The 21,610-nt window shown below is 68.0% G+C and carries 25 protein-coding genes; 9 read left to right on the forward strand and 16 right to left on the reverse strand.

What is annotated here, in order from left to right:
• The first annotated feature begins 96 nt into the window (after nt 1-96).
• On the forward strand, nt 97-810 hold the full coding sequence (locus AC0J42_RS10405) for a response regulator transcription factor (RefSeq protein ID WP_473006062.1): 714 nt from the start codon (nt 97-99) through the stop codon (nt 808-810).
• Nucleotides 807-2,150 (forward strand): HAMP domain-containing sensor histidine kinase, encoded by a 1,344-nt coding sequence (locus AC0J42_RS10410; RefSeq protein ID WP_473006063.1) that lies wholly within the window; start codon nt 807-809, stop codon nt 2,148-2,150. The genes AC0J42_RS10405 and AC0J42_RS10410 overlap by 4 nt, the downstream gene beginning before the upstream one ends.
• 118 nt (nt 2,151-2,268) lie before the next feature.
• Here AC0J42_RS10410 and AC0J42_RS10415 read toward each other — a convergent pair whose 3' ends face one another.
• From AC0J42_RS10415 to AC0J42_RS10445, 7 genes are all read right to left on the reverse strand, one after another.
• Nucleotides 2,269-3,438, reverse strand: a complete 1,170-nt coding sequence (locus AC0J42_RS10415; RefSeq protein ID WP_416423465.1) for a fumarylacetoacetate hydrolase family protein — start codon at nt 3,436-3,438, stop codon at nt 2,269-2,271.
• A gap of 16 nt (nt 3,439-3,454) precedes the next feature.
• Nucleotides 3,455-5,239, reverse strand: a complete 1,785-nt coding sequence (locus AC0J42_RS10420; protein ID WP_473006064.1) for an IlvD/Edd family dehydratase — start codon at nt 5,237-5,239, stop codon at nt 3,455-3,457.
• Between the two features lie 16 nt (nt 5,240-5,255).
• The gene (locus AC0J42_RS10425; RefSeq protein WP_473006065.1) at nt 5,256-6,140 is read right to left on the reverse strand and encodes an NAD(P)-dependent oxidoreductase; all 885 of its coding nucleotides are present in this window, start codon (nt 6,138-6,140) and stop codon (nt 5,256-5,258) included.
• Nucleotides 6,137-7,495 carry an MFS transporter gene (locus AC0J42_RS10430; RefSeq protein WP_473006067.1) on the reverse strand — a complete coding sequence of 453 codons (1,359 nt, stop codon included), beginning with the start codon at nt 7,493-7,495 and terminating at the stop codon, nt 6,137-6,139. Before AC0J42_RS10430 ends, AC0J42_RS10425 begins: the two co-directional genes overlap by 4 nt.
• Before the next feature lie 53 nt (nt 7,496-7,548).
• Nucleotides 7,549-8,523 (reverse strand): D-erythronate dehydrogenase, encoded by a 975-nt coding sequence (denD, locus tag AC0J42_RS10435; protein WP_473006068.1) that lies wholly within the window; start codon nt 8,521-8,523, stop codon nt 7,549-7,551.
• A gap of 108 nt (nt 8,524-8,631) precedes the next feature.
• Nucleotides 8,632-9,480 (reverse strand): ureidoglycolate lyase, encoded by an 849-nt coding sequence (locus tag AC0J42_RS10440; protein ID WP_473006069.1) that lies wholly within the window; start codon nt 9,478-9,480, stop codon nt 8,632-8,634.
• A 22-nt stretch (nt 9,481-9,502) separates the two neighbouring features.
• Entirely contained in the window at nt 9,503-10,243 is a 741-nt protein-coding gene (locus AC0J42_RS10445; RefSeq protein ID WP_473006071.1) for an SDR family oxidoreductase, read from the reverse strand.
• Nucleotides 10,244-10,341: 98 nt separating this feature from the next.
• On the opposite strand from AC0J42_RS10445, the gene AC0J42_RS10450 reads away from it, so the two are divergent.
• Complete coding sequence (locus AC0J42_RS10450) at nt 10,342-11,274, forward strand: LysR family transcriptional regulator (RefSeq protein WP_416423472.1); 933 nt, start codon at nt 10,342-10,344, stop codon at nt 11,272-11,274.
• Nucleotides 11,275-11,357: 83 nt separating this feature from the next.
• Here AC0J42_RS10450 and AC0J42_RS10455 read toward each other — a convergent pair whose 3' ends face one another.
• From AC0J42_RS10455 to AC0J42_RS10465, 3 genes are all read right to left on the reverse strand, one after another.
• Nucleotides 11,358-11,627, reverse strand: coding sequence for a hypothetical protein (locus AC0J42_RS10455; protein ID WP_473006072.1), 270 nt, complete (start codon nt 11,625-11,627; stop codon nt 11,358-11,360).
• 311 nt (nt 11,628-11,938) lie between these two features.
• Nucleotides 11,939-13,249, reverse strand: a complete 1,311-nt coding sequence (locus tag AC0J42_RS10460) for a sensor histidine kinase (RefSeq protein WP_473006073.1) — start codon at nt 13,247-13,249, stop codon at nt 11,939-11,941.
• Nucleotides 13,246-13,989, reverse strand: a complete 744-nt coding sequence (locus tag AC0J42_RS10465; RefSeq protein WP_416423474.1) for a response regulator — start codon at nt 13,987-13,989, stop codon at nt 13,246-13,248. Before AC0J42_RS10465 ends, AC0J42_RS10460 begins: the two co-directional genes overlap by 4 nt.
• Nucleotides 13,990-14,176: 187 nt before the next feature.
• On the opposite strand from AC0J42_RS10465, the gene AC0J42_RS10470 reads away from it, so the two are divergent.
• The 4 genes from AC0J42_RS10470 (at nt 14,177) to AC0J42_RS10485 (ending at nt 17,996) form a co-directional block, all read left to right on the forward strand.
• Entirely contained in the window at nt 14,177-15,208 is a 1,032-nt protein-coding gene (locus tag AC0J42_RS10470) for an alpha/beta fold hydrolase (protein WP_473006074.1), read from the forward strand.
• A 36-nt stretch (nt 15,209-15,244) separates the two neighbouring features.
• Nucleotides 15,245-15,706 carry a cytochrome P460 family protein gene (locus AC0J42_RS10475; RefSeq protein ID WP_473006838.1) on the forward strand — a complete coding sequence of 154 codons (462 nt, stop codon included), beginning with the start codon at nt 15,245-15,247 and terminating at the stop codon, nt 15,704-15,706.
• A 103-nt stretch (nt 15,707-15,809) separates the two neighbouring features.
• Nucleotides 15,810-16,574, forward strand: coding sequence for an alpha/beta fold hydrolase (locus AC0J42_RS10480; protein ID WP_473006075.1), 765 nt, complete (start codon nt 15,810-15,812; stop codon nt 16,572-16,574).
• A gap of 138 nt (nt 16,575-16,712) precedes the next feature.
• A complete protein-coding gene (locus tag AC0J42_RS10485) occupies nt 16,713-17,996 on the forward strand; it encodes an MFS transporter (RefSeq protein WP_473006076.1) in 1,284 nt (427 codons plus the stop codon).
• A gap of 83 nt (nt 17,997-18,079) precedes the next feature.
• Here AC0J42_RS10485 and AC0J42_RS10490 read toward each other — a convergent pair whose 3' ends face one another.
• From AC0J42_RS10490 to AC0J42_RS10515, 6 genes are all read right to left on the reverse strand, one after another.
• Complete coding sequence (locus AC0J42_RS10490; protein ID WP_416423482.1) at nt 18,080-18,289, reverse strand: YXWGXW repeat-containing protein; 210 nt, start codon at nt 18,287-18,289, stop codon at nt 18,080-18,082.
• Between the two features lie 83 nt (nt 18,290-18,372).
• On the reverse strand, nt 18,373-18,846 hold the full coding sequence (locus AC0J42_RS10495) for a periplasmic heavy metal sensor (protein WP_416423483.1): 474 nt from the start codon (nt 18,844-18,846) through the stop codon (nt 18,373-18,375).
• Nucleotides 18,843-19,277, reverse strand: a complete 435-nt coding sequence (locus AC0J42_RS10500) for a hypothetical protein (protein ID WP_416423484.1) — start codon at nt 19,275-19,277, stop codon at nt 18,843-18,845. The genes AC0J42_RS10495 and AC0J42_RS10500 overlap by 4 nt, the downstream gene beginning before the upstream one ends.
• Complete coding sequence (locus AC0J42_RS10505; protein WP_416423485.1) at nt 19,267-19,842, reverse strand: RNA polymerase sigma factor; 576 nt, start codon at nt 19,840-19,842, stop codon at nt 19,267-19,269. Before AC0J42_RS10505 ends, AC0J42_RS10500 begins: the two co-directional genes overlap by 11 nt.
• A gap of 79 nt (nt 19,843-19,921) precedes the next feature.
• Complete coding sequence (locus AC0J42_RS10510) at nt 19,922-20,242, reverse strand: YXWGXW repeat-containing protein (protein ID WP_416423486.1); 321 nt, start codon at nt 20,240-20,242, stop codon at nt 19,922-19,924.
• A gap of 10 nt (nt 20,243-20,252) precedes the next feature.
• The gene (locus tag AC0J42_RS10515) at nt 20,253-20,420 is read right to left on the reverse strand and encodes a hypothetical protein (RefSeq protein WP_473006077.1); all 168 of its coding nucleotides are present in this window, start codon (nt 20,418-20,420) and stop codon (nt 20,253-20,255) included.
• Here AC0J42_RS10515 and AC0J42_RS10520 point away from each other — a divergent pair.
• Complete coding sequence (locus tag AC0J42_RS10520; RefSeq protein ID WP_473006078.1) at nt 20,419-20,559, forward strand: hypothetical protein; 141 nt, start codon at nt 20,419-20,421, stop codon at nt 20,557-20,559. The genes AC0J42_RS10515 and AC0J42_RS10520 overlap by 2 nt on opposite strands.
• 93 nt (nt 20,560-20,652) lie before the next feature.
• The gene (deoC, locus tag AC0J42_RS10525; RefSeq protein ID WP_473006079.1) at nt 20,653-21,315 is read left to right on the forward strand and encodes a deoxyribose-phosphate aldolase; all 663 of its coding nucleotides are present in this window, start codon (nt 20,653-20,655) and stop codon (nt 21,313-21,315) included.
• Nucleotides 21,316-21,610 lie beyond the last annotated feature (295 nt).

Below are 21,610 nucleotides of genomic sequence, written 5' to 3' on the forward strand. Positions count from 1 at the left end.
GCCGGTTTGTAAATTTCGTAAAGGTGGTTTGGCTATATTTGATAACAATTATAATTTGCATCCGAGTTGCCCCGTAGTCCGCCGAGAGCTTGCCCCGTGATTCCCAGTACCTGCCCACCTGTTGCCGCGCCGCGAATCCTCGCCGTGGAAGACGACCTGTTGCTTGCCGCCCACCTGGGCCAGCACCTGCGCAAGCGCGGCTTTGAGGTGACCGTGTGCAACGACGTCGCTGGCAGCGACGACCTGCACGATTGGCGCGGCTACGACCTGATCCTCATGGACATCATGCTGCCCAGCCGCGACGGCCTGAGCCTGCTGGGCCAGCTGCGGCGGCAGAACCGCGTGCCGGTGATTCTGATGTCGGCCCTGGGCGCCGAGCAGGACCGCATCGTCGGCTTCAACCAGGGCGCCGACGACTACCTGCCCAAGCCGTTCAGCATGGGCGAGATGGACGTGCGCATCGACGCCGTGCTGCGCCGCGTGGCCTATGAGCGCACGCCGCCGGTGTGCCACGCAAGCGGGGCGCTGCGCCGCTGCGACGACGGCAGCCAGGACCTGGTGCTGGGCCACGCGCGCGCCGGGCTGACGCCGGTGGAGTTCCGGCTGATGGAAACCCTGCTGGCCAACCCCGAGGAAGTGCTGAGCAAGACCTTCCTCTACCAGCGCGTGCTGCACCGCCCCTATTCACTGCAGGACCGGGTGCTGGACCTGCACGTCAGCCACGTGCGCCGCAAGCTGGCGGCCATCGGCTTCGAGGGCCGGGTGGAGACGGTGTGGGGCAAGGGCTACGTGCTGAGGAACCAGCCATGAAGCTGCCGGGGCGTCACTCGTTGTTCTGGAGCCTGAGCGGGCTGCTGCTGGTGCTGATCCTTTTGATCATCTGCGTCAGCCGTTCCTGGGGCATGCATTTCGAGCGCGAGGGCTATCGCCTGTCGCCCGCCGCGCAGCACACCTTGCAGGGCTACGCCGCCGAAGCCGAGGCGGTGTGGCGCAACGGCGGCCCGGCGGAAATCGACCGCTGGCTGCTGCAGTTCAACGCCCGCGAGCCGGGCTGGGCAGTGCTGCTGGGCCCCGACCTGCAACCCCTGGGCGAGCGCCGCCTGAGCGGCGTGGAGCGCCACCGCCTGGGCTTCGCCCGCGAGCTGGACTGGGCCATGAGCGACCGCGCCCGCGAGCGGCCGATCATCAAGATCGCCTTTCCGGTAGACCCTGGCAGCGGCCAGCTGGTGATGCGCCTGCCCGAACGTTTCGTGCCCACCACCTCGGTGGGCTGGCAGGTGGTGGCCCACTGGCTGGTGCCCGGCGCCCTGGCGCTGCTGCTGGGCGCCTTGCTCTACCGGCTGCTGATCGGCCCGCTGGCGCACCTGCATGCCTACGCCAATGCCCTGCGCGAAGGCCAGCTGGGCGCGCGGCTGGACCCGGCCATCAGCCGCCGTGGCGACGAGCTGGGCGACCTGGGCCGCGCCTTTCATCACATGGCCGACCGCCTGCAACGCACCGTGGCGTTGCAACGGCGGCTGCTGCGCGACATGTCCCACGAGCTGCGCACGCCCCTGAGCCGCCTGCAGGTGGCGGTGGAAAGCGACGCCGACGCCGAGGCCCTGCGCCAGCGCCTGGCGCGCGAGGTGCAGGGCATGCGCCAACTGGTCGACGACACCCTGGAGCTGGTGTGGCTGGACACCGAGCGCCCGCAGCTGGCGCTGGACGCCGTGGACGTCGGCACCCTGTGGGAGATGCTGCGCGAGGACGCCTGCTTCGAATCTGGCTGGCAGCCCGAGCAGTTGCCCAACACCCTGGACGACGCCTGCTGGGTGCGCTGCCACCTCAACGGCCTGGCCCAGGCCCTGGAAAACATCCTGCGCAACGCCATCCGCCATTCCCCCAGCCACGGCCAGGTGCGCCTGGGCGGCCGGCGCGAGGCGGATCACTGGCACCTGTGGATCGACGACCAGGGCCCGGGCGTGGCCGAGGGCGCGCTGGAGGGCATCTTCGAACCCTTCACCCGCCTCAGCGCCAGCCGCCCGGGCGGCGATGGTTTTGGCCTGGGCCTGACCATCGCCCGCTGCCGGGTGCAGTTGCAGGGCGGGGAACTGTGGGCGCAGAACCTGAACCCGGGGTTACGGTTGAACCTGCGGTTGCCGGTGGCGTGATGGACCGTGTGGGCCTCGGACGCGATGTTGTGGGAGCTGGCTTGCCAGCGAGCTGTTGAGGCCCTAAAAACTCGCTGGCAAGCCAGCTCCCACAAAGACAGTCGCAGCCAGGGGCGGGCTACAAATACCCGCGGCGGGAGAGGTTGCGCATCAGCGCCGCCACGCCGAAGGTCCACGGCGGCGCCTGGTCGCTGCCGGTGACGTGGTTGTGCAACCCGCCCAGGGCCGGGCTGTGGATGCTGACACGGTCGCCGGCCTTGTGGGTAAAGCCTTGGCCAGGCTGGTCGCGGTCTTCGGTGGGGGCGAACAGGGTGCCCAGGAACAGCACGAAGCCATCGGGGTACTGGTGGTTGGCGTTCAGCGCCTGGCCGGCCAGGTCTTCGGGGTCGCGGCTGATCTGCGCCATGGAACTGCGGCCCTGCAGCACATAACCGTCTTCGCCCTCCACACGCAAACCCACCTCGCAGCCGCGCACCTCGTCCAGGCTGAAATGCTCGTCGAACAGCCGAATGAACGGCCCCAGCGCGCACGAGGCGTTGTTGTCCTTGGCCTTGCTCAGCAGCAAGGCGCTGCGGCCCTCGAAGTCGCGCAGGTTGACGTCATTGCCCAGGGTGGCGCCATGAATGCGCCCGTGGCTGTCCACCGCCAGCACTACTTCAGGCTCGGGGTTGTTCCAGTGCGAGCCGGGGTGAACGCCAATGGCGCTGCCGCTGCCCACCGCGGCCAGCACCGGCGCCTTGGTGAAAATCTCGGCGTCGGGGCCGATGCCCACCTCCAGGTACTGCGACCACATCTGCTGTTCGATCAACACCTGCTTGAGTTGCATGGCCTGCGGCGAGCCGGGCTGCAGGTCGCGCAGGTTGTCGCCGATCACCTCGTGCACCAGGGCACGAATGCGCTCGGCCTGGCGCGCGTCGCCAGCGGCCTTTTCCTCGATGACCCGCTCGATCATGCTGGCGGCGAAGGTCACCCCGGCGGCCTTGATCACCTGCAGGTCGATGGGCGCCAGCAGGGAAGGGCGGCGGTCGTCGCGCTGTTCGCCGCTGTTGCCCAGCAGTGCCTCGACGCTGCCCAGGTCGGTGCCGCTGGCGCCGCGCACGGCGGCCAGCGGGTCGTGGCGGTTGAGCAGTTCGCTCACCGTGGCGAAGCTGGCGGTGCAGTCCAGCACCCGGCCGTCGCGAATCACCACCACGGCGGGGCCGGCGATGGTGCCGGGGCACCAGGCGCGGCCGATCAGCGTGGCGCGTTGCCAGTCGTGGGGCAGGGAGTTTTCAATGGTCAGTGACATAAGGCCGTCCTTGCACTCAGTGAGAATGGCGCGGCGCGCCGTTTTCCGGAATCACCCGCCAGTACAGCGTGGCCGGCTCCAGGCAACCGCCGGTGGACAATTGCCCCACCAACTGCCGGTACAGCTCCTGCCACGGCGTCTGCGAGGCCGGGATGGCCGGCAGCGCCTCCTGGCGCCGCAGGTCCAGGGTGGCGTCATCCACCAGCAGGTTGACGCTGCGGCTGTTGAGGTCGATGCGCAGCGTGTCGCCGGTGCGCAGCAGCGCCAGGCCGCCGCCCACCGCTGCTTCCGGGGACATGTTGAGAATCGACGGGCTGGCCGAGGTGCCGCTCTGGCGGCCATCGCCCAGGCACGGTAGCGAGTCGATGCCGCGCTTGATCAGCTCGGCCGGCGGCGCCATGTTCACCACCTCGGCGCTGCCGGGGTAGCCCACGGTGCCGCAGCCGCGAATCACCAGGATGCAGCGCTCGTCCACTTCCAGCGCCGGGTCGTTGATGCGCGCCTGGTAGTCCTCCGGGCCGTCGAAGACGATGGCGCGGGCGTCGAAGCAGTTGGGCTGCTGCGGGTCGCTCAAATAGGTGCTGCGGAACGCCTCGCCGACCACCGACATCTTCATGATGGCGCTGTCGAAGAAGTTGCCGCTCAGCACGATGAAGCCGGCGCGGTGCTTGAGCGGTTCTTCGTAGCTGCGGATCACCTGGCGGTCGACGGTCTGCGCCGCCGCGACGATCTCGCCCATGCTGCGGCCGCTGACGCTACGACAGTCGCGGTGCAGGCGGCCGACCTTGTCCAGTTCGTGCATCACCGCCGGCACGCCACCGGCGCGGTGGAAGCCCTCGCCGAGGAATTCGCCGGCCGGCATGCAGTTCACCAGCAGCGGCACGTCTTCGCCCACCCGCTGCCAGTCGTCCAGGCTCAGGTCGATGCCACTGTGGCGGGCGATGGCGATCAGGTGCGGCGGGCAGTTGGTGGACGCGCCCAGGGCCGAGGCCACGGCGATGGCGTTCTCGAACGCGGCGTGGGTCATGATCTGCGAGGGGCGCACGTCCTCGCGCACCAGGTCGACGATGCGCAGGCCGGTGGCGTAGGCCATCTGCCCGCGCTCGCGGTACGGCGCCGGAATGCTCGCGCAGCCGGGCAGCGACATGCCCAGGGCCTCGGCCAGGGCGTTCATCGACAGCGCCGTGCCCATGGTGTTGCAGTGGCCGATGGAGGGCGAGGCGGCGGTGGTCATTTCCATGAAGCCTTCGTAGTCGATGTCGCCGGCGGCCAGCAGGTTGCGCGCATGCCACAGCACCGTGCCCGAGCCGATCAGCTTGCCCTTGTGCCAGCCGTCCAGCATCGGCCCGCCCGACAGCACAATCGACGGCAGGTCGGTGGTGGCGGCGGCCATCAGGCACGCCGGGGTGGTTTTGTCGCAGCCGGTGGTCAGCACCACGCCGTCCAGCGGGTAGCCGTGCAGCACTTCCACCAGGCCCAGGTAGGCAAGGTTGCGGTCCAGCGCCGCGGTGGGCCGGCGCGACTGCTCGGCGATGGGGTGCACGGGGAATTCCATGGGAATGCCGCCGGCGTCGCGAATGCCGTCCTTGACCCGCTTGGCCAACTCGATGTGGTGGCGGTTGCAGGGCGTCAGGTCGCTGCCGGTCTGGGCGATGCCGATGATCGGCCGGCCCGACTGCAGCTCGGCGCGGGTCAGGCCCTGGTTCATGTAGCGTTCGGTGTACAGCGCGGTCAGGTCGGCGTGGCTGGGGTCGTCGAACCACAGTTGGCTGCGCAGGCGGCGGGGTGGGGTTTGGCTCATGGCAGGCTCCGGGGCGTCAGGCAGGCAGTTGGTTGTGGCGGCGCAATTGGCGGATCAGGGCGGCGTGGTCCAGGTCACCGTCGCCGGCGTCCACCAGCGCGCTGAACAGGCCATCCACCAGGGTCGCCACCGGCAGGCTCAGGCCCAGGCCGTGGGCATGGGCCAGGGCGGTGCGGGTGTCCTTGAGCTGCCATTTGGCCGGGCCGCCGGGGGTAAATTCATCGTCGATCATGCGCTGGCCGTGCTGGCGCCAGATGGGCGAATCAACGAAGCCGCCCATCAGCGCTTCATGCACCTTGGCCGGGTCGGCGCCGCCGCGTTCGGCCAGCAACAGGCCTTCGGCGACGGTGGCGATGGTGCTGGCGACAATCAGCTGGTTCACCAGCTTGGCCAGTTCACCGCTGCCCGCCGGGCCCACCAGCACCGGCCGGCCCATGGCCGCCAGCACCGCCAGGCCCTGCTCGAACGCCTGCGGCGTGCCGCCGGCCATGATCGCCAGGCTGCCCTCGCGGGCGCCGCGCTCGCCGCCCGACACCGGTGCGTCCAGGTACGCAAGGCCCAACTCGGTGCAGCGGCGGGCGTGGTCGGTGGCGGCGTCCACCGGTATCGAACTCATCACCACCACCAGCGCACCGGGGCGCAGGGCCAGGGCGGCGCCATTGGCGCCAAACAGCACGTCGGTGCAGGTCGGCCCGTCGCTGAGCATGCAAATCAGTACATCGGCGCCCTGGGCCGCCGCCGCGGCGCTGTCCAGCACCTGGGCGCCGTCGGCAGCCAGCGCGGCGGCCTTGCCCGGCGAGCGGTTCCAGGCGCGCACGGGGAAGCCGGCGCGCAGCAGGCAGCGCACCATGGGCGCGCCCATGATGCCGGTGCCGATGAAGGCGATTACGGGGTGGCTCATGCTTTGTCTCCAATCAGGTTGGCGTCGGCCGCAGGTGCCGGGCGGCGGGGCATCAGCATCATGCCGATGCCGGCCGCGCCCACCAGGGCGGCGATCACCAGGAAGCCCGGCGTGTAACTGCCGGTGGTGGTGTAGAGCAGGCCGGTGATGTACGGCCCGGAGAAACCGCTGAGGTTGCCGATGGAGTTGATCAGGCCGATGCCGGCGGCGGCACCCACCCCGGTCAGCACCTGGCCCGGCACGGCCCAGAACACGTTAATGGCGCTGTACACGCCGATGGCCAGCAGCACGAAGCCGATGACGATGATCCACGGTTGGTTGATCAACAGCGCCAGGGCGATCGACACCGACGCCAGCAACGCGGCGCCGCCGGCGTGCCAGTGGCGCTCTTGCAGGCGGTCGGAACGGCGGCTCCAGAGAATCATCGCCACCGCCGCCAGGGCGTAGGGAATGGCGCTGATCAGGCCGTTCTGCATCAGCCCCAGGTCCAGGCCGAACGAGGCGCGGAACGACTGCAGCACGCTGGGCAGGAAGAAGTTCATGGCGTTGGAGCCCGAGGTGATGCCGAAATACACCAGCGCCAGCAGCCACACCTGGCGGTTGCCCAGGGCCTTGCGAATCATCTGGCCCTTGCTCAGGCCGGCATCCACCGCCAGCGCCTTGCTGCGTTCTTCGCGCTCCAGGGTGTCCATCAGCCATTGCCGTTGCTGCGGCGTCAGCCAGTGGGCATCGGCGGGGCGGTCGGTAAGGTAGAAGTAGCAGACCACGCCCAGCAGAATCGCCGGCACGCCTTCGGCGATGTACATCAGCCGCCAGCCGACCACGCCGATGCTGTCGCCCAGCTGCATCAGCCCCACCGACAGCGGTGCGCCGATCACCTGGGCAATGGGCACGCCGAGGTAGAAGGTGGCGATCATCCGCGCCCGGTAGCGGCTGGGGAACCACAGCGACAGCAGGTAGATCACGCCGGGGAAGAACCCGGCCTCGGCGATGCCCAGCAGCACGCGCAGGGTGATGAAGTGCCCGGCGGTCTGCAGCAGGCCCATGGCGCCGGCGATCAGGCCCCAGGTCACCATGATGCGGGCAATCCACACCCGCGCGCCGAAGCGGTGCAGCATGATGTTGCTGGGCACCTCGAACAGGAAGTAGCCGAGGAAGAAGATCCCGGCGCCCAGGCCATAGATGGTCTGGTTGATGCCAATGTCCTGGTTCATTTTCAACGCGGCGAAACCGACGTTGGTGCGGTCCAGGAAGGCCACCACGAACAGCAGGATGAGGAAGGGCACCAGGCGTTTGGTGACGCGGCTGATGGTCTGTTTTTCAAGGTCCAGGATGGCTGGATCGGGTGTGTTCATGTCGCGTGGCCTCGCCTTGTTATTGTTGTGGGGGCGTGTGCAAGCGGTCTTGCCTAGCGGGGCGCGGTGTCCTCGATATGTGCTTGCACGATGGCGTCGAAGTCGGCGTCGGCGCTGAAGCCCAGGCCGCTGGCGTAGGGCGCCTCGACCTGGCTGGGCCAGCCTTCGACGATGCGCTGGATGGTGGCGTCGGGTTCCCAGCGAATCAGTTTTACCGCCTCGGGGCCGGCCACACGTTCCAGCGCCTTGACCATGTCGGCGACGGTGGTGGTCAGGCCGGGCAGGGGGATGACGCGCCGGCTGCCCAGGGTCTCGGGGGCCAGGGTCATGCCCAGCAGCATCGCTTCCACCGCGCGGCGCGGCGACGACAGGTACACCTGGGTGTCGGGGCGCACCGGGCACACGGCGGGCAGGCCCACCAGCGGCTCGCGGATGATGGAGCTGAAGAAGGTCGAGGCGGCCTTGTTCGGCTTGCCCGGGCGCACGGCGATGGTCGGCAGGCGCAGCACGCGGCCGTCGATAAAGCCCTTGCGCGCGTAGTCGGCCACCAGCAATTCACCCACGGCTTTCTGCATGCCGTAGGAGGACTGCGGGGTCAGCGCGGTGTTGTCGTTGACCACCGCCGGCAGCGTGCCGCCGAACACCGCGAAGCCGCTGGCGTACACCACGCGCGGCTGCCGGCCTTGCTGGCGCAGAGTCTCCAGCAGGGTCATGAGGCCGTGCAGGTTGACCTGCATGCCCAGGTCGAAATCCGCCTCGGCGGCGCTGCTGACCACGGCCGCCAGGTGCCACACCAGGTCCACGCCGTCGGTGACCCGGGCCAGGGTGGCGGCGTCGCTGACGTCGCCGGTAATCACCTCCACGCGCGGGTCTGTGGGTACGCCTTCGCCTTCGAAAGCGTCGAACAGCACGATGCGTTCGATGGGCTGGGCGGCCTGGCCCTGCAGGGTGAGGCTGCCCAGGTCCAGCAGGCGCTGGGCCAGTTGCTTGCCGATGAAACCGGTGCCACCGGTGATCAGAATGCGCATGATGTTTTCCTTGTTCTTATGGTTTCAATGCCCCGTAGCAGCTGCCGAAGGCTGCGTCCGCCCCACCGCTGTGGCGCAAGGGACGCGGCCTGCGGCCGCTGCTACGGGTTAGTCGGCTTGGGTGGTGTGTTGGCGCTGTTCGCCCAGGCCGGTGATGCCCAGGCGCATTTCCTGGCCAGGGCGCAGGAACACGGGATTGGGCTTGATGCCCAGGCCCACCCCCGGCGGCGTGCCGGTGGAGATGATGTCCCCCGGCTGCAGTGACATGCAGCGGCTCAGGTAGGCGATCAGCGCCGGAATCTGGAACACCAGCGTGCGGGTGTTGCCGTGCTGGTAACGGTGGCCGTCCACCTCCAGCCACAGGTCCAACTGGTGCGGGTCGGCGATTTCATCGCGGGTCACCAGCCACGGGCCGATGGGGCCGAAGGTGTCGAAGCCCTTGCCCTTGTCCCAGGTGCCGCCACGCTCCAACTGCCATTCGCGTTCGGAAACGTCGTTGATCACGCAGTAGCCGGCCACGTAGTCCATGGCGTTCGCCTCGCTGATGTAACGCCCGGCCTTGCCGATCACCACGCCCAGCTCCACTTCCCAGTCGGTCTTGTTCGAGTCGCGGGGTATTTCCACGTTGTCGTTGGGGCCGCAGATGGCGCTGGTCCACTTGTTGAAAATCACCGGTTCGCTGGGCACCGCCATGCCGGATTCGGCGGCGTGGTCGGCGTAGTTCAGGCCGATGCAGACGAACTTGCCCACCTGGCCCACGCATGGGCCGATGCGTGGGTTGCCTGGCACCGCCGGCAGGCTGCGGGCGTCCAGTTGCGCCAGCCTGGCCAGGCTGGCGGCTTCCAGGGTGGCGCCGCCGATGTCGTGCACGTGGCCGCTGAGGTCGCGCAGTTGGCCCTGGTCGTCCAGCAGGCCGGGTTTTTCCTGGCCCTTGGGGCCGTAACGCAGCAGTTTCATGGTCAGTTCCTGGTCAGGGGGATTAGTTGCTCATGCCGCCGTCGATGACGTGCACGCCGCCGGTGGTGTAGGCGCTGGCGTCGGAGCCGAGGTACACCGCCAGCCGGGCGATTTCCTCGGGGGTGCCCAGGCGGCCCATGGGCTGGCGAGCGACGAAGGCCTGGTACACCTCGGCCTCGCTGCGGCCTTCGGCGCGGGCCTGCTCGGTGATGCGCTGGCGCAGCGACGGCGAGTCGACGGTGCCGGGGCAGATGGCGTTGCAGCGGATGCCCTTGGCCACGTAGTCGGCGGCCACGGACTTGGTCAGGCCGATGACCGCCGCCTTGCTGGCCGAGTAGGCGAAGCGGTTGGGCACCGCCTTCACGCTGCCCGCCACCGAGGCCATGTTGACGATGCTGCCGCTGCCCGCCGCCAGCATGCCCGGCAGCACGCCGCGGATCATGCGGTACATGGCGGTCACGTTGAGGTCGAAGGAACGCTGCCAGGCCTCGTCGTCGCAGGCCAGCAGGTTGCCGCTGTGCACGAAGCCGGCACAGTTGAACAGCACATCGAGTGTGCCCACCTGGGCGGTCAGCTGCTGCACGGCCTGGGCGTCGGTGACGTCCAGGGCCAGGGCCTGGATGCCGGGCACATCACGCAGGCTGTCGATGCGCAAATCGGTGGCAATCACCTCAAAGCCGGCCTGCTGAAAGGCCAGTACCGAGGCGCGGCCGATGCCCTGGGCGGCGGCGGTGATGAGAACGCGTTTTCCGGTGACGGTCATGGCGGGTCATCCTGTTGTTATTGTGGGTCAACACTAGAACGCCTTGCCGATAAGCGCCAATGAGATATCCTCAAGGTTCAATAACCGGGGGTTATCGCATGGCGGATGTTTCCTTCAATCAACTGTGCAACTGGCTGCGCTTTCGCCACCTGGTGCTGATCGACACCCTGGCGCGCACGCGCAACATGCACGCCACGGCGGAGCAGATGAGCATCAGCCAGCCGGCCGTGAGCAAGATGCTGCGCGAGGCGGAGAAAATGCTCGGCTTCGACCTGTTCCAGCGCCTGCCGCGCAGCCTGGTGCCCACCGACCTGGGCGTGCACGTGGCGCGCTACGCGCAAATCGCCCTGAACGACGCCCGCCACTTCGTCGGCCAGGTCAACGACCTGCGCGAAGGCGGCCACGGCCTGCTGAAAATCGGCACCATCTTCGCCCCCACGTCCCAGGCCTTGCCCCAGGCCATCGTCGGCATCAAGCAGCGCTGGCCGCTGCTGACCCTGGACGTGCTGGAGGGCACCAGCGCCAACCTGCTGAGCCTGCTGGAGCACAAGCAGCTGGACCTGGTGATCGCCCGTTTCACCCTCGACCGCCACCGCCAGCTCTTCGACTTCCGCGCCCTGGCCCCCGAGCCGCTGTGCCTGGTAGCCGGCAGCCAACACCCGCTGGCCGGCAACAGCGACCTGCCACTGGCCGAGCTGGGCAACTGGCCGTGGATCGTCTACCCCGCCGGCACGCCCATGCGCGCGCGCCTGGAGCGCGCCTTCGCCGAAGCCGGCATGGCCTCGCCGGGCAACACCGTGGAGACCATCTCCATGCAGACCACCCTGCAACTGCTGCAGACCGCGCCCATGCTGGCGATGCTGGCCGAGTCCATGGTCGAGCCGGACATCCGCGCAGGCAGGCTGACGCGCTTGAACCTGCCGTTCCCGCTGGTACTGGATGATTACGGCGTGATCACCCGCCGCAACGAGGTGCCGGGGTGGGCGGCGCAAGCGTTCGCCGATCAACTGCTGGGCGCCGCAGAACCGTAGCGGCTGCCGCAGGCTGCGCTGGCCTGCGTGAACCCTGAAAATCTCCAGTGAGGCAGGGGGCCAGCGCAGCCTGGCGGCAGCGGCTACGCGAACGGTGTGGGCTGGCGCAGAAAGGCGCCACGCGCCTCAATCACCTCAAGCACCGCGCAACCCTCTTCCAGCAAGAGGTTCACGGTGTTGGCCACGGCTTTCAAATCCTGATCATCGCTGTTGCTCAGGGTAAGGCTGCTGAGGGTTTGCATAAGCTCCTGCGCGGTGCCGATGCGGTGCATGGCCAGGGCGTAGAGGGTGGCGATGGGGGCTTGAGAATCGAGGAATACGGCGGGGGAGTGGGGTAGGGGGATGTAGGACATACAAGATAATTCCTTTGGGTTTGTGGGGCCGCTGCATAGCTGTCATCGCGTGCCCCAGGCAAGAGTGCCATATGGTGCTTGTGATGAAACGATAACGGCAGGTCGCCAAACCCGGTTGCAAATGTGCTGCAACGGCGGGGAGGTTAGCGATGGCGGGTGTGAGGAGCAATGCGGCCGGGGGTATTTGGGAAATGTCCTACGAAATAGCCGGCCGGCAAGCGCTTGTAGCCGCTGCCGCAGGCTGCGCTGGCATGCGTGAACCCTGAAAATCTCCAGTGAGGCAGGGGACCAGCGCAGCCTGGCGGCAGCGGCTACGGGGCAGGGTTGGGGCCTAGGCTAACCTCCGCACACAACCCCCCACCCTCACGGTTATATAACCGCAACCTCCCGCCAAGACTCTCAGCCAACTGCACCGCAATCGCCAACCCCAACCCGGTCCCACCCGTGTCGCGGTTGCGCGAACTTTCCAGCCGGTAGAACGGCTGCAGCACCTGCGCCAACGCCTCTTCGGGAATGCCCGGGCCACGGTCCAGCACGCGCAGGGTGCAGCCGCCCTCCGTCAGCACCTGCACCTGGGCGGCGCCGGCGAATTTCAGGGCGTTGTCGATCAGGTTGGTCAGCAGCCGGCGTAGCGCCTGGGGGCGGGTGTCCAGCACCAGGTTGCCTTCCGCCGCCAGTTGCACGTCCTTGCCGGTGTCGTGGTAGTCGCCCACCAGGCTTTCCAGGAAGGGCGTGAGTTGCAGGCGGCAGCTGGCTTCGCTGGACGGTTCGGTGCTGCGGGCGTAGGCCACGCCTTCCTTGACCAGGTGCTGGATCTCGCCCAGGTCGCTCCACAGCTTGTCCTTGTCGGGGCTGTCGTCCATGAACTCCACGCGCAGTTTCATGCGGGTGATGGGGGTTTGCAGGTCGTGGGAGATGGCCGCCAGCAGCTGCACGCGCTCTTTGACGTAGGCGGCGATGCGCCCCTGCATGCTGTTGAAGGCGATGGCGGCGTAGGCCACCTCGGTGGGGCCCTGTTCGTCCAGGTGCACGGGGTGCTGCTTGAGGTCGAGGTTGTCCACTGCCTTGGCCAGCCGCGTTAGCGGGCGGATGGCGGTGCGCACCGCCAGCCAGGTGGCAGCCAGCAGCAACGCCAGTTGCCCGGCCAGCGTGACTGGCAGCCACGGCGACACCGGGCTGACCGAGGGGCGTACGTCGATGGTCAGCGGCTGGCCGTCCTTGAGGCGCAGGTGCGCCTGGTAGTGCGGGCGGCTGTCGGGGATGTCGCGAAAGCTCAGGGCGTAGTCGGGCGCCAACGTCATGCGCATGGACTGCACCGAGGTGGGCTCGCTGGCACTGGCCATGGCCTGGCCGGGGGCGCCTTCGTCCAATTGGTAGCGGTAGTTGGGGCGCTCCAGGCGCTTGAGCCAGGCCGGCCGTTCCGCCGCTGGCAGGCGGTCGAGGATGGCCACCGAGGTGGCGACGTCGCGCTCGAAGTTGCCCAGCATCAGGGTCTTGGCGCTGCTGTAGCGCTCGTACGCCTGCAGCGCCACGGCCAGGCCCTGGGCCAGCACCAGGCTGGTGAGGAAAATCAGCGACAGGCGCGAGGCGAGGGTGCGCGGCCAGCGCAGCCGGTGCTTCACGGCGCGTCCCCGAGCAGTTGCACCGGGAAGCTGAACACGTAGCCTTCGTTGCGCACGGTCTTGATGTAGGCGGGGTCGCGGGCGTCGTCCAGCAGGCGCTGGCGCAGGCGGCTGACCATCAGGTCGATGGAGCGGTCGAACAGGTCGACGTCGCGGCCCTGGGTCAGGTTCAGCAGCTGGTCGCGGCTCAGCACCCGCTGCGGGTGGTCGAGGAACACCCGCAGCATGCGGTACTCGGCGCCGCTCAGGGCCACCACTGAGTCGTCGGCGGCCAGCAGGTGCCGCGCCGTGGTGTCCAGGCGCCACACGCCGAAGGCCAGTTGCCGTGATTGCTCGCTGACCACCAGGTTGGGCGGCAGCATGCGCGTGCGGCGCAGCACGGCGTTGATGCGCGCCAGCAGTTCGCGGGCCACGAAGGGTTTTACCAGGTAGTCGTCGGCGCCCATTTCCAGGCCGATGATGCGGTCGGTGTCGTCGTCGCGGGCGGTCAGCATCAGTACCGGAATGTAGCGGTGTTTGCCGGCGCGCAGCTCGCGGCACAGCACCAGGCCATCGTCGCCGGGCAGCATGATATCCAGCACGATCAGGTCCACCTGGCCGGCTTCCAGGAAGCTGCGCATGGCCCGCCCATCGGCGGCCAGGGTCACGCGAAAACCGTTCTTTTTCAGGTAGTTGCCCACCAGCTCGCGGATGTCACGATCGTCGTCGACGATCAATACGTGGTCGGCGCGGGAGTCCATGGCGGCGTCCTTGCATCAGGGGAGTGGTGGCCAGTCTAGCAAGCCGGGGAGGGGCTAATGTATCTGTTTGTATCTGGAACGGGACCCGATACATAACCCGGCTTTTGCCGCCCGCAGGCGAAACATGGCGAACACATGTGGCGGGCCAAATAGCGCCATCGAGAACACCACGCCAAGGAGCTCCACCATGTACAAGACTCTGTCCAAACCGTTCGCTGTCTCCGTGCTGGCTGCCGTGCTGCAACTGGGTGCCTGGGCCAACGCCAGCGCCGCCGAAACCGCCGCCAACCAGGTGGCGCCCATCACCGTGGGCAGCCACACCTCGTTTGGCGCGCTGAAGCACGTGAAGGCCGGGCTGCTGGACGTGGCCTACGCCGAAGTGGGGCCGGCCACTGGCCCGGTGGTGATTCTGCTGCACGGCTGGCCGTACGACATTCACAGCTACGCCGACGTGGCGCCGGCGCTGGCCGACAAGGGCTACCGCGTGCTGATCCCCTACGCCCGCGGCTACGGCGACACCCACTTCCTCTCGGCCAAGACCCCGCGCAACGGCGAACCCGCCGCCCTGGCCCAGGACCTGATCGACTTCATGGACGCCCTGCACATCAAGCAGGCGGTGCTGGGCGGTTACGACTGGGGCGCGCGCACCGCCGACATCGTCGCCGCGCTGTGGCCCGAGCGCGTCAAGGCACTGGTGGCGGTGAGCGGCTACCTGATCGGTGGCCAGGAAGCCGGCAAGGCGCCGCTGCCACCAGCCGCCGAACTGCAGTGGTGGTACCAGTTCTACTTCGCCACCGAGCGTGGCCGCCTGGGCTATGAAAAGAACACCCACGACTTCGCCAAGCTGATCTGGAAGCTGGCCTCGCCGAAGTGGAACTTCGACGACGCCACCTACGACCGCAGCGCCGCCGCCCTGCAAAACCCCGACCACGTGCCGGTGTCGATCTTCAACTACCGCTGGCGCCTGGGGCTGGTGAAGGGCGAGGCACGCTACGCCGCCGTGGAGCAGAAACTCGCCGCCTCGCCAACCATCAGCGTGCCCACCATCACCCTGGAAGGCGACGCCAACGGCGCCCCGCACCCACCGGCCGAGGCCTACGCCAAGCGCTACACCGGTAAGTATGACTTCCGCCTGATCAGCGGCGGCGTTGGCCACAACCTGCCGCAAGAGGCACCCCAGGCGTTTGCCCAGGCCATCGTCGACGCCGACCACCTGTAAGCGCACGGAGGCGTCATGACACTCAAGTCAATCGTGATGGGCTGCGCCCTGGCCGCCAGTGGCGCGGCCCTGGCCGCAGGCCCGCTGTCGCCGATCTACGGCGTGGCGCTGCCCGACGGCTACCGCAAGTGGGCGTTGGTAGCCCCGGCCCAAGAGGCCGCGCCGTTGAACGAATTGCGTGCAGTACTGGGCAACGACACCGCCATCAAGGCTTATGAAGCTGGCAGCCAGCCGTTCCCCGACGGCACGGTGCTGGTCAAGCTGGCCTGGAAGCACGTGCAGTCGCCGGAGTTCGAGCCGGCGTCCATTCCCGGCGCGGCCACCACGGTGCAGGTGATGGTCAAGGATTCGCAACGCTATGCCGCCACCGGTGGCTGGGGTTTCGGCCGCTTCATCAACGGCCAGCCGGCGGACGCGGCGCAGCACCAGACCTGTTACGCCTGCCACCAGGCCAAGGTGCAGAACCACGACCTGGTGTTCACCCGTTTCGCCCCGTGAACACCTAGGACGCAGCCTTCGGCAGCTGCTACGGGTAACCCCGTAGCAGCGGCCAAAGGCCGCGTCCAAGGCACCTGTGAACCACTTCAATACGGAGTCACCCATGAAAAAAGTCATCGCAGCACTGGCCTGTTCCGTCTGCCTCTCGGCCTTCGCCGAACCGGCCAAACCCACCATCGTCCTGGTGCATGGCGCCTTCGCCGATGCCTCCAGCTGGAACGGCGTGGTGAAGATCCTCGAACACGACGGCTACCCCGTGGTGGGTGCCGCCAACCCCCTGCGCGGGGTGAAGAGCGACGCGGCCGCCGTGGCCAACCTGGTCAGCAGCATTCACACGCCAGTGGTGTTGGTGGGCCATTCCTACGGCGGCAACGTGATCACCAGCGCCGCCGACCAGCAGGCCAACGTCAAGGCGCTGGTGTACGTCAGCGCCTTCGCCCCCGACGCCGGCGAAAGCGTGGCGCAGCTGGTGGGCCAATTCCCCGGCAGCACCCTGGGCCCAACCCTGGCGCCACCGGTCAGCCTGGCCGACGGTGGCAAGGACCTGTACATCCAGCAGGGCAAATTCCACGACCAGTTCGCCGCCGACGTGCCCGCCGCCCAGGCCGCGCTGATGGCCGCCACCCAGCGCCCGCTGGCCCAAGGCGCGCTTGACGAGAAGACCGACGCGGCCGCCTGGAAGCACATCCCGTCGTGGTACATCTACGGCGACCACGACAAGAACATCCCGCCCCAGGCCATGGCGTTCATGGCCAAGCGCGCGGCGGCCAAGGCGGTGGAGGTGGTGAAGGGCGGCTCCCACGTGGTGATGGTCTCGCACCCTGAGGCGGTGGCGAAGCTGATCGAGACGGCGGCGGCAGCGGGTTGAACGCCGTACCAGGCGATCGATAACCCCAGGTTATCGCCCAATGGAATGTTGTCATTGGGCAAACCCCACCACGCTGACTAGAGTGCAACGACGCCCGTGCCCCGGCATGCAGGCGTCAACCGCTCAAAGAGGCGTGTCATGAAAACAATAAAAAGCTTCAAGACGCTGACCATCGTTTTTCTGTTCATGATCGGCGTGGTCAACTACCTGGACCGCAGCGCGCTGTCCATCGCCAACACCTCCATCCAGCACGACCTGGCCATCAGCCCCACGCAGATGGGTTTCCTGCTGTCGGCGTTTTCCCTGGCCTATGCGTTCTCACAACTGCCCATGGGCGCGTTGATCGACCGCCTGGGCAGCAAGCTGGCGCTGGGCGGTTCGCTGATTGTGTGGTCGCTGGCGCAGGCGGCGTTCGGCCTGTTCAGTGGCTTCGGCCACCTGCTGGGCATGCGCGTGCTGCTGGGTATCGGCGAGGCGCCGGTGTTCCCTTCGGCGGCCAAGGCGCTGTCGGAGTGGTTCGATACCCAGGAGCGCGGCACCGCCACCGGCTGGGTGTGGTCGGCCACCTGCATCGGCCCGTGCCTGGCGCCGCCGCTGCTGACGTTGTTCATGGTGCACCTGGGCTGGCGCGGCATGTTCGTGCTGACTGGCATCATCGGCCTGGTGCTGGCGGCGTGCTGGTTCACGTTCTACAAGAGCAAGGCGCAGTACATGGCCGAGACTGGCCGTACCGAGCCACAGCCTGTGGTGGCGAAAACCGCGCCCAAGCTGCGCTGGTCGGCGCTGCTGCGCGACCGCAACACCTGGGGCGCCTTCCTGGGCTTCATGGGGGTGATCTACATGATCTGGCTGCACCTGACCTGGATGCCCGGCTACTTCGAGAAGGCCCATGGCCTGGACCTGTACCGCACGGCGTGGGTGGTGTCGCTGGCCTACCTGTTCGGCGCCGCCGGCACGGTGGTGGCGGGCAAGGCCTGCGACGCCCTGGTGGCGCGCGGCATGAAGGTGCTGGCCAGCCGCAAGCTGGTGATCATCACCGGCCTGCTGGGCGGGGCGCTGTTCACCCTGATCGTCGCCTTCGCCAGCAACCTGGCGGCGTGCGTGGCCTTGCTGTGTGCGGCGCTGTTCTTCATCAACATCTCCAGCGCCACGGCGTGGATGATCGTCAACACCATCGTGCCGTCGGAGCGGGTGGCGTCGTTTGGTTCCATCCAGAACTTCGGCGGGTACCTGGCAGGCTCCATCGCACCGATCCTCACCGGCTTCAGCGTGCAGCAGAGCGGCTCGTTCTCGTCGGCGTTCGTGATCAGCGCGGTGGTGGCGACCTGCTCGGCGCTGGCCTACTTCATCCTCCTGAAGGATCCCAACACCCCCGTAGCAGCTGCCGCAGGCAGCGTCCGGGCCCAGGCGCGGTCGGCCTGATATGCCGCGGCGGCCGTGACGCGGCCTGCGGCCGCTGCTACAGGTTTCGTAGCAGCTGCCGCAGGCGGCGTCAGGAGTGGCGATCAATACCGCCAATGCCCCGGCACCCACACCCAACGGCCCGGGCCCCAACGGTAGTGCCCCGGCACCCAGTGGTAGCCCGGCGCCGGCATCACCGGCACCACTTCCACCGGCGGTGGCGGGCGGCGTGGGTGGACGGGTTCGACGATACAGCCAGACAGCGATGCCGCCACCAGGGTGGCGATGATGGCAGCCTTGAAAGTCTTGAACATGGGAGGTTCCTTGCGTAAGCCATAGCCACGCCGGTTCGGCGGGCTTGCAAGGTTTAACGCCGGCGGCGGGAAAATCCGTCGCCTTATGGCTGCGGCCTGTTGGCCTTGCCCTGGCCGCGCAGGTACATGGATTTGGCCAGCTGTTCGCGCTCGTCCGCCGGGAGGGTGGCGGCGAAGTCGGCCAGGCTGGTTTCCACCCGGGCGCGCAGGGCCAGGTCGGCGTCGCGGGCGCGGCCCAGGTCGGCCACCAGGGCGTCGCGGTCGAGGGTGGGCGCGCGCAGTTGCTGCATCACGTCCTGGCGCGCCTGGCGCCCGGCCAATATCAACGGCTGGCTCTGCTCGCGAGTTTCGCGCAGCAGGCGCCGCAGTTCATGGCGGCGCTGCACCGGCAGTTGCACCATCACCTGGCGCAGCCCGTGCTGCACCACCGGGCCGACCACGGGCGCCGGGTGCGACAGCCATTGGTAGGCGCCGCCGGCCACGCCGCCGATGAGGAACACGTTGAGCACCAGCGAGGCGGCCAGCCAGGGCTTGAGTGGGCTACGGGCTTGAGTCATTGTTCGCTGTCCTCGGTACTGATGGAGTAGACGATATCGGCATCGTTTTGGTCGAAGATGCTCGGCAAGGCTTCCGCGCCGTTGCCCATGGACAGGCTCAGCGACACCGCCAGCATGCCCGCCGCGATACCGGCCAGGCCCACGCCCAGCAGCCCCAGCCGCGACCACAGGGTCTGGTGGCCGCGCCACAGTGAACGCCGCGGCGCCAGTGCCGCGGACGCAACAATGCGGTGTGCCAGGGCAGGGTGGGGCGCGGGCAGGCGGTGGCTGTCCAGCAGGGTGTCCAACGCCAGCGCCTGGGCCAGGCTGGCGCGGGCCTGGGCATCGCCGCTGTCCAGCAGCGCGCGCGCCGCCGGCTGTTCGGCGGCGGGCCAGCGGCGCAGGTTGGCGCCGTAGGCATCGGCCAGGTACTCAAAGCGTTCAGGCGTCATGCTGTTTTCCTCCCGGGCCAACCGGTTCGGCGAGTTGCTTGCGCAGGTTGCGCCGGGCTCGCGATAGCAGGCTTTCCAATGCCTCGACGCTGATGTCCATCAGCGCCGCTGCCTCGATGTTCGACAGTTCCTGGTAGTACTGCAGCACGATGGCCTCGCGCTGGCGGTCGGGCAGGGCGGCCAGGGCGGCGGCCATGCGCGCTTGCTGGTCGCTGGCCAGCAGCTGGTCCTCGGGGGCGCCGGCCGGGTCGGCCAACTGCTCCAGCGTCGCGTCGTCGAGGCCGTGGGCCTTGCGGCGGCGCAGGTGGTCGTAGCACAGGTTCAGGGCCACCCGGTGCAGCCAGGTGTCGAACCGCGCCTGGCCGGGGCGCCAGCTGGCAGCCTGCTTCCAGATGCGCAGAAAGCTCTCCTGGGCCACGTCGCGGGCTTCGTCGGCATCGCCCAGCAGGCGGCTGGCCAACGCCAGCAGGCGCGGCAGCTTGCGCGACACCATCTCGTTGACGGCCGCCGGTTCGTTGTTGCCGATGCGGGCCAGCAACTCCACGTCCGGGTCAGTTTCGTTCAATCGCGCGTCTCGGTGAGTGGGTGGGGCGTCAGCTCGAATAACGCCTGGGCGCGGGCGCTACCCGCACCCAGGCAGTGCTTCAGCGGGCCCAGTGGCCGTCCACCCAGCGCCAGCCCGGGCCGCGCTGCGCCCAGTGGCCAGGGATCCAGTGGCCGCCGCGCATCATCGGTTGCCAGTGCCCCGGGACCCACTCGTAGTGGTTGCCGGCCCAGCGCCAGTGGCCCTGGTCCCAGGCGTAGCCGGGGCGCTCGCGGGGGAACATCTCGGCGCGCGGGGGCGGCGGCGCCTGGCGAATGATGATCTCGGGTTCGGCGAAGGCCGGCACGCTCATCAGCGAAGCCAGCGCAAACGGGATGATCAGGACATAGCGTAGTTTGGCCAGAGGTCGGGCAAGTCTCATGACAACTCCTTCAAGCGCGTTCGACGGTGAACGCTGCTGATGGGTTTAACGGCAAGGTCGGCGCAATCCGTCGCACGAAAATGAAATTTTTTTCGGCGACGGATTTCACCCCCGTCCGGCGTTCAAAACAGTAACCGCCCGCCATGGGCGCTTGCCCCAACCAGAGGAATACCATCATGACCCGCCGCCTTGCCGTGCTGTTGACCGTGATCATGCTGACCAGCGTGAGCGGTTGTGTGTTTGTCCCGGGCCATCGCCATTGCTGCTGGCGCTATGGCGCCATCGAACAACCTTCTGCGGTCGCCGATCTAGCGTAGCAGCGGCCTGCGGCCGCGTCCCACGGGTGATGGGCGGGGCCAGGGTGTGTTAGTTTCGTGCTGGCACGCTAATTACCCGCAGGAGCACCCGTGATGAGCAAGCTGGACTGTGCCGCCCTGGCCGCCATGATCGACCACACCCTGCTGGCGGCCGACGCCGCCAGCGCCCAGGTCACCCAGCTGTGCCAGGAGGCGCGGCTGCACGGCTTCCACGCCGTGTGCGTGAACTCGGCCCAGGTCTACCACGCGGCGCAACGGCTGCGCGGCAGCGGCGTGAAGGTGTGCGCCGTGGTGGGCTTCCCGCTAGGGGCGTGCGTGAGCCAGGCCAAGGCCTTCGAGGCCGAGTGCGCCATCGCCGCCGGTGCCACGGAAATCGACATGGTGTTGAACATCGGCTGGCTCAAGGAAGGCCTGTTCGACCATGTGCGCGAGGACATCGCCCAGGTGCTGCACGCCTGTGGCGGCGTGCCGTTGAAAGTGATCCTGGAAACCTGCCTGCTCGACGACATCCAGAAAATCCGCGCCTGCGAAATCTGCCGCGACCTGGGCGTGGCGTTCGTCAAGACCTCCACCGGTTTCGGCAAGGCCGGGGCGACCGTGGCCGACGTGGCGCTGATGCGCCGTATCGTCGGCCCGGGCGTGGGTGTCAAGGCCTCCGGCGGTGTACGCGACGCAGCCACCGCGCTGGCGCTGATCGAAGCCGGCGCGACGCGCCTGGGGTGCAGCGCCAGCGTTGCCATCGTCAGCGGCAATTGACTGTAAACCCCCGTAGCAGCGGCCGCTAGGCCGCGTCCCTCTCGCCGCGCGCGGCCTGACACACCGCGTTGCAGCCTTGCCGGTCGCCAACCCACGCTGTATCCTCGCGCCGTCGCTGCACATCAGCGATCGGGTTTGGTCGCCCGTCTTACGAAAGGTGCAACAGCCTTGCTATTGCCGATGCCGGTATTTTGCCTGCACGTGGCTTTATGGCGGCTGTGTGCGGGAGGCATTCGTGCCTGCCGGGTTCCTTTCGTCCCGGTCGACCAACCTGTGCACAGCTGCCACCCAATCT

Source organism: Pseudomonas sp. Tav-5-1A (assembly GCF_055755055.1).

Excerpts from the sequence above, each read along its gene's own strand:
- AC0J42_RS10500 (WP_416423484.1), bottom strand. The coding sequence starts at position 19,277 with ATGACGCCTGAACGCTTTGAGTACCTGGCCGATGCCTACGGCGCCAAC.
- AC0J42_RS10445 (WP_473006071.1), bottom strand. The coding sequence starts at position 10,243 with ATGACCGTCACCGGAAAACGCGTTCTCATCACCGCCGCCGCCCAGGGC.
- AC0J42_RS10485 (WP_473006076.1), top strand. The coding sequence starts at position 16,713 with ATGAAAACAATAAAAAGCTTCAAGACGCTGACCATCGTTTTTCTGTTC.
- AC0J42_RS10450 (WP_416423472.1), top strand. The coding sequence starts at position 10,342 with ATGGCGGATGTTTCCTTCAATCAACTGTGCAACTGGCTGCGCTTTCGC.
- AC0J42_RS10510 (WP_416423486.1), bottom strand. The coding sequence starts at position 20,242 with ATGAGACTTGCCCGACCTCTGGCCAAACTACGCTATGTCCTGATCATC.
- AC0J42_RS10475 (WP_473006838.1), top strand. The coding sequence starts at position 15,245 with ATGGGCTGCGCCCTGGCCGCCAGTGGCGCGGCCCTGGCCGCAGGCCCG.
- AC0J42_RS10520 (WP_473006078.1), top strand. The coding sequence starts at position 20,419 with ATGACCCGCCGCCTTGCCGTGCTGTTGACCGTGATCATGCTGACCAGC.
- AC0J42_RS10455 (WP_473006072.1), bottom strand. The coding sequence starts at position 11,627 with ATGTCCTACATCCCCCTACCCCACTCCCCCGCCGTATTCCTCGATTCT.
- AC0J42_RS10480 (WP_473006075.1), top strand. The coding sequence starts at position 15,810 with ATGAAAAAAGTCATCGCAGCACTGGCCTGTTCCGTCTGCCTCTCGGCC.
- AC0J42_RS10430 (WP_473006067.1), bottom strand. The coding sequence starts at position 7,495 with ATGAACACACCCGATCCAGCCATCCTGGACCTTGAAAAACAGACCATC.
- AC0J42_RS10415 (WP_416423465.1), bottom strand. The coding sequence starts at position 3,438 with ATGTCACTGACCATTGAAAACTCCCTGCCCCACGACTGGCAACGCGCC.
- AC0J42_RS10490 (WP_416423482.1), bottom strand. The coding sequence starts at position 18,289 with ATGTTCAAGACTTTCAAGGCTGCCATCATCGCCACCCTGGTGGCGGCA.
- AC0J42_RS10425 (WP_473006065.1), bottom strand. The coding sequence starts at position 6,140 with ATGAGCCACCCCGTAATCGCCTTCATCGGCACCGGCATCATGGGCGCG.
- AC0J42_RS10420 (WP_473006064.1), bottom strand. The coding sequence starts at position 5,239 with ATGAGCCAAACCCCACCCCGCCGCCTGCGCAGCCAACTGTGGTTCGAC.
- AC0J42_RS10465 (WP_416423474.1), bottom strand. The coding sequence starts at position 13,989 with ATGGACTCCCGCGCCGACCACGTATTGATCGTCGACGACGATCGTGAC.
- AC0J42_RS10515 (WP_473006077.1), bottom strand. The coding sequence starts at position 20,420 with ATGATGGTATTCCTCTGGTTGGGGCAAGCGCCCATGGCGGGCGGTTAC.
- deoC (WP_473006079.1), top strand. The coding sequence starts at position 20,653 with ATGAGCAAGCTGGACTGTGCCGCCCTGGCCGCCATGATCGACCACACC.
- AC0J42_RS10410 (WP_473006063.1), top strand. The coding sequence starts at position 807 with ATGAAGCTGCCGGGGCGTCACTCGTTGTTCTGGAGCCTGAGCGGGCTG.
- AC0J42_RS10470 (WP_473006074.1), top strand. The coding sequence starts at position 14,177 with ATGTACAAGACTCTGTCCAAACCGTTCGCTGTCTCCGTGCTGGCTGCC.
- AC0J42_RS10440 (WP_473006069.1), bottom strand. The coding sequence starts at position 9,480 with ATGAAACTGCTGCGTTACGGCCCCAAGGGCCAGGAAAAACCCGGCCTG.
- denD (WP_473006068.1), bottom strand. The coding sequence starts at position 8,523 with ATGCGCATTCTGATCACCGGTGGCACCGGTTTCATCGGCAAGCAACTG.
- AC0J42_RS10495 (WP_416423483.1), bottom strand. The coding sequence starts at position 18,846 with ATGACTCAAGCCCGTAGCCCACTCAAGCCCTGGCTGGCCGCCTCGCTG.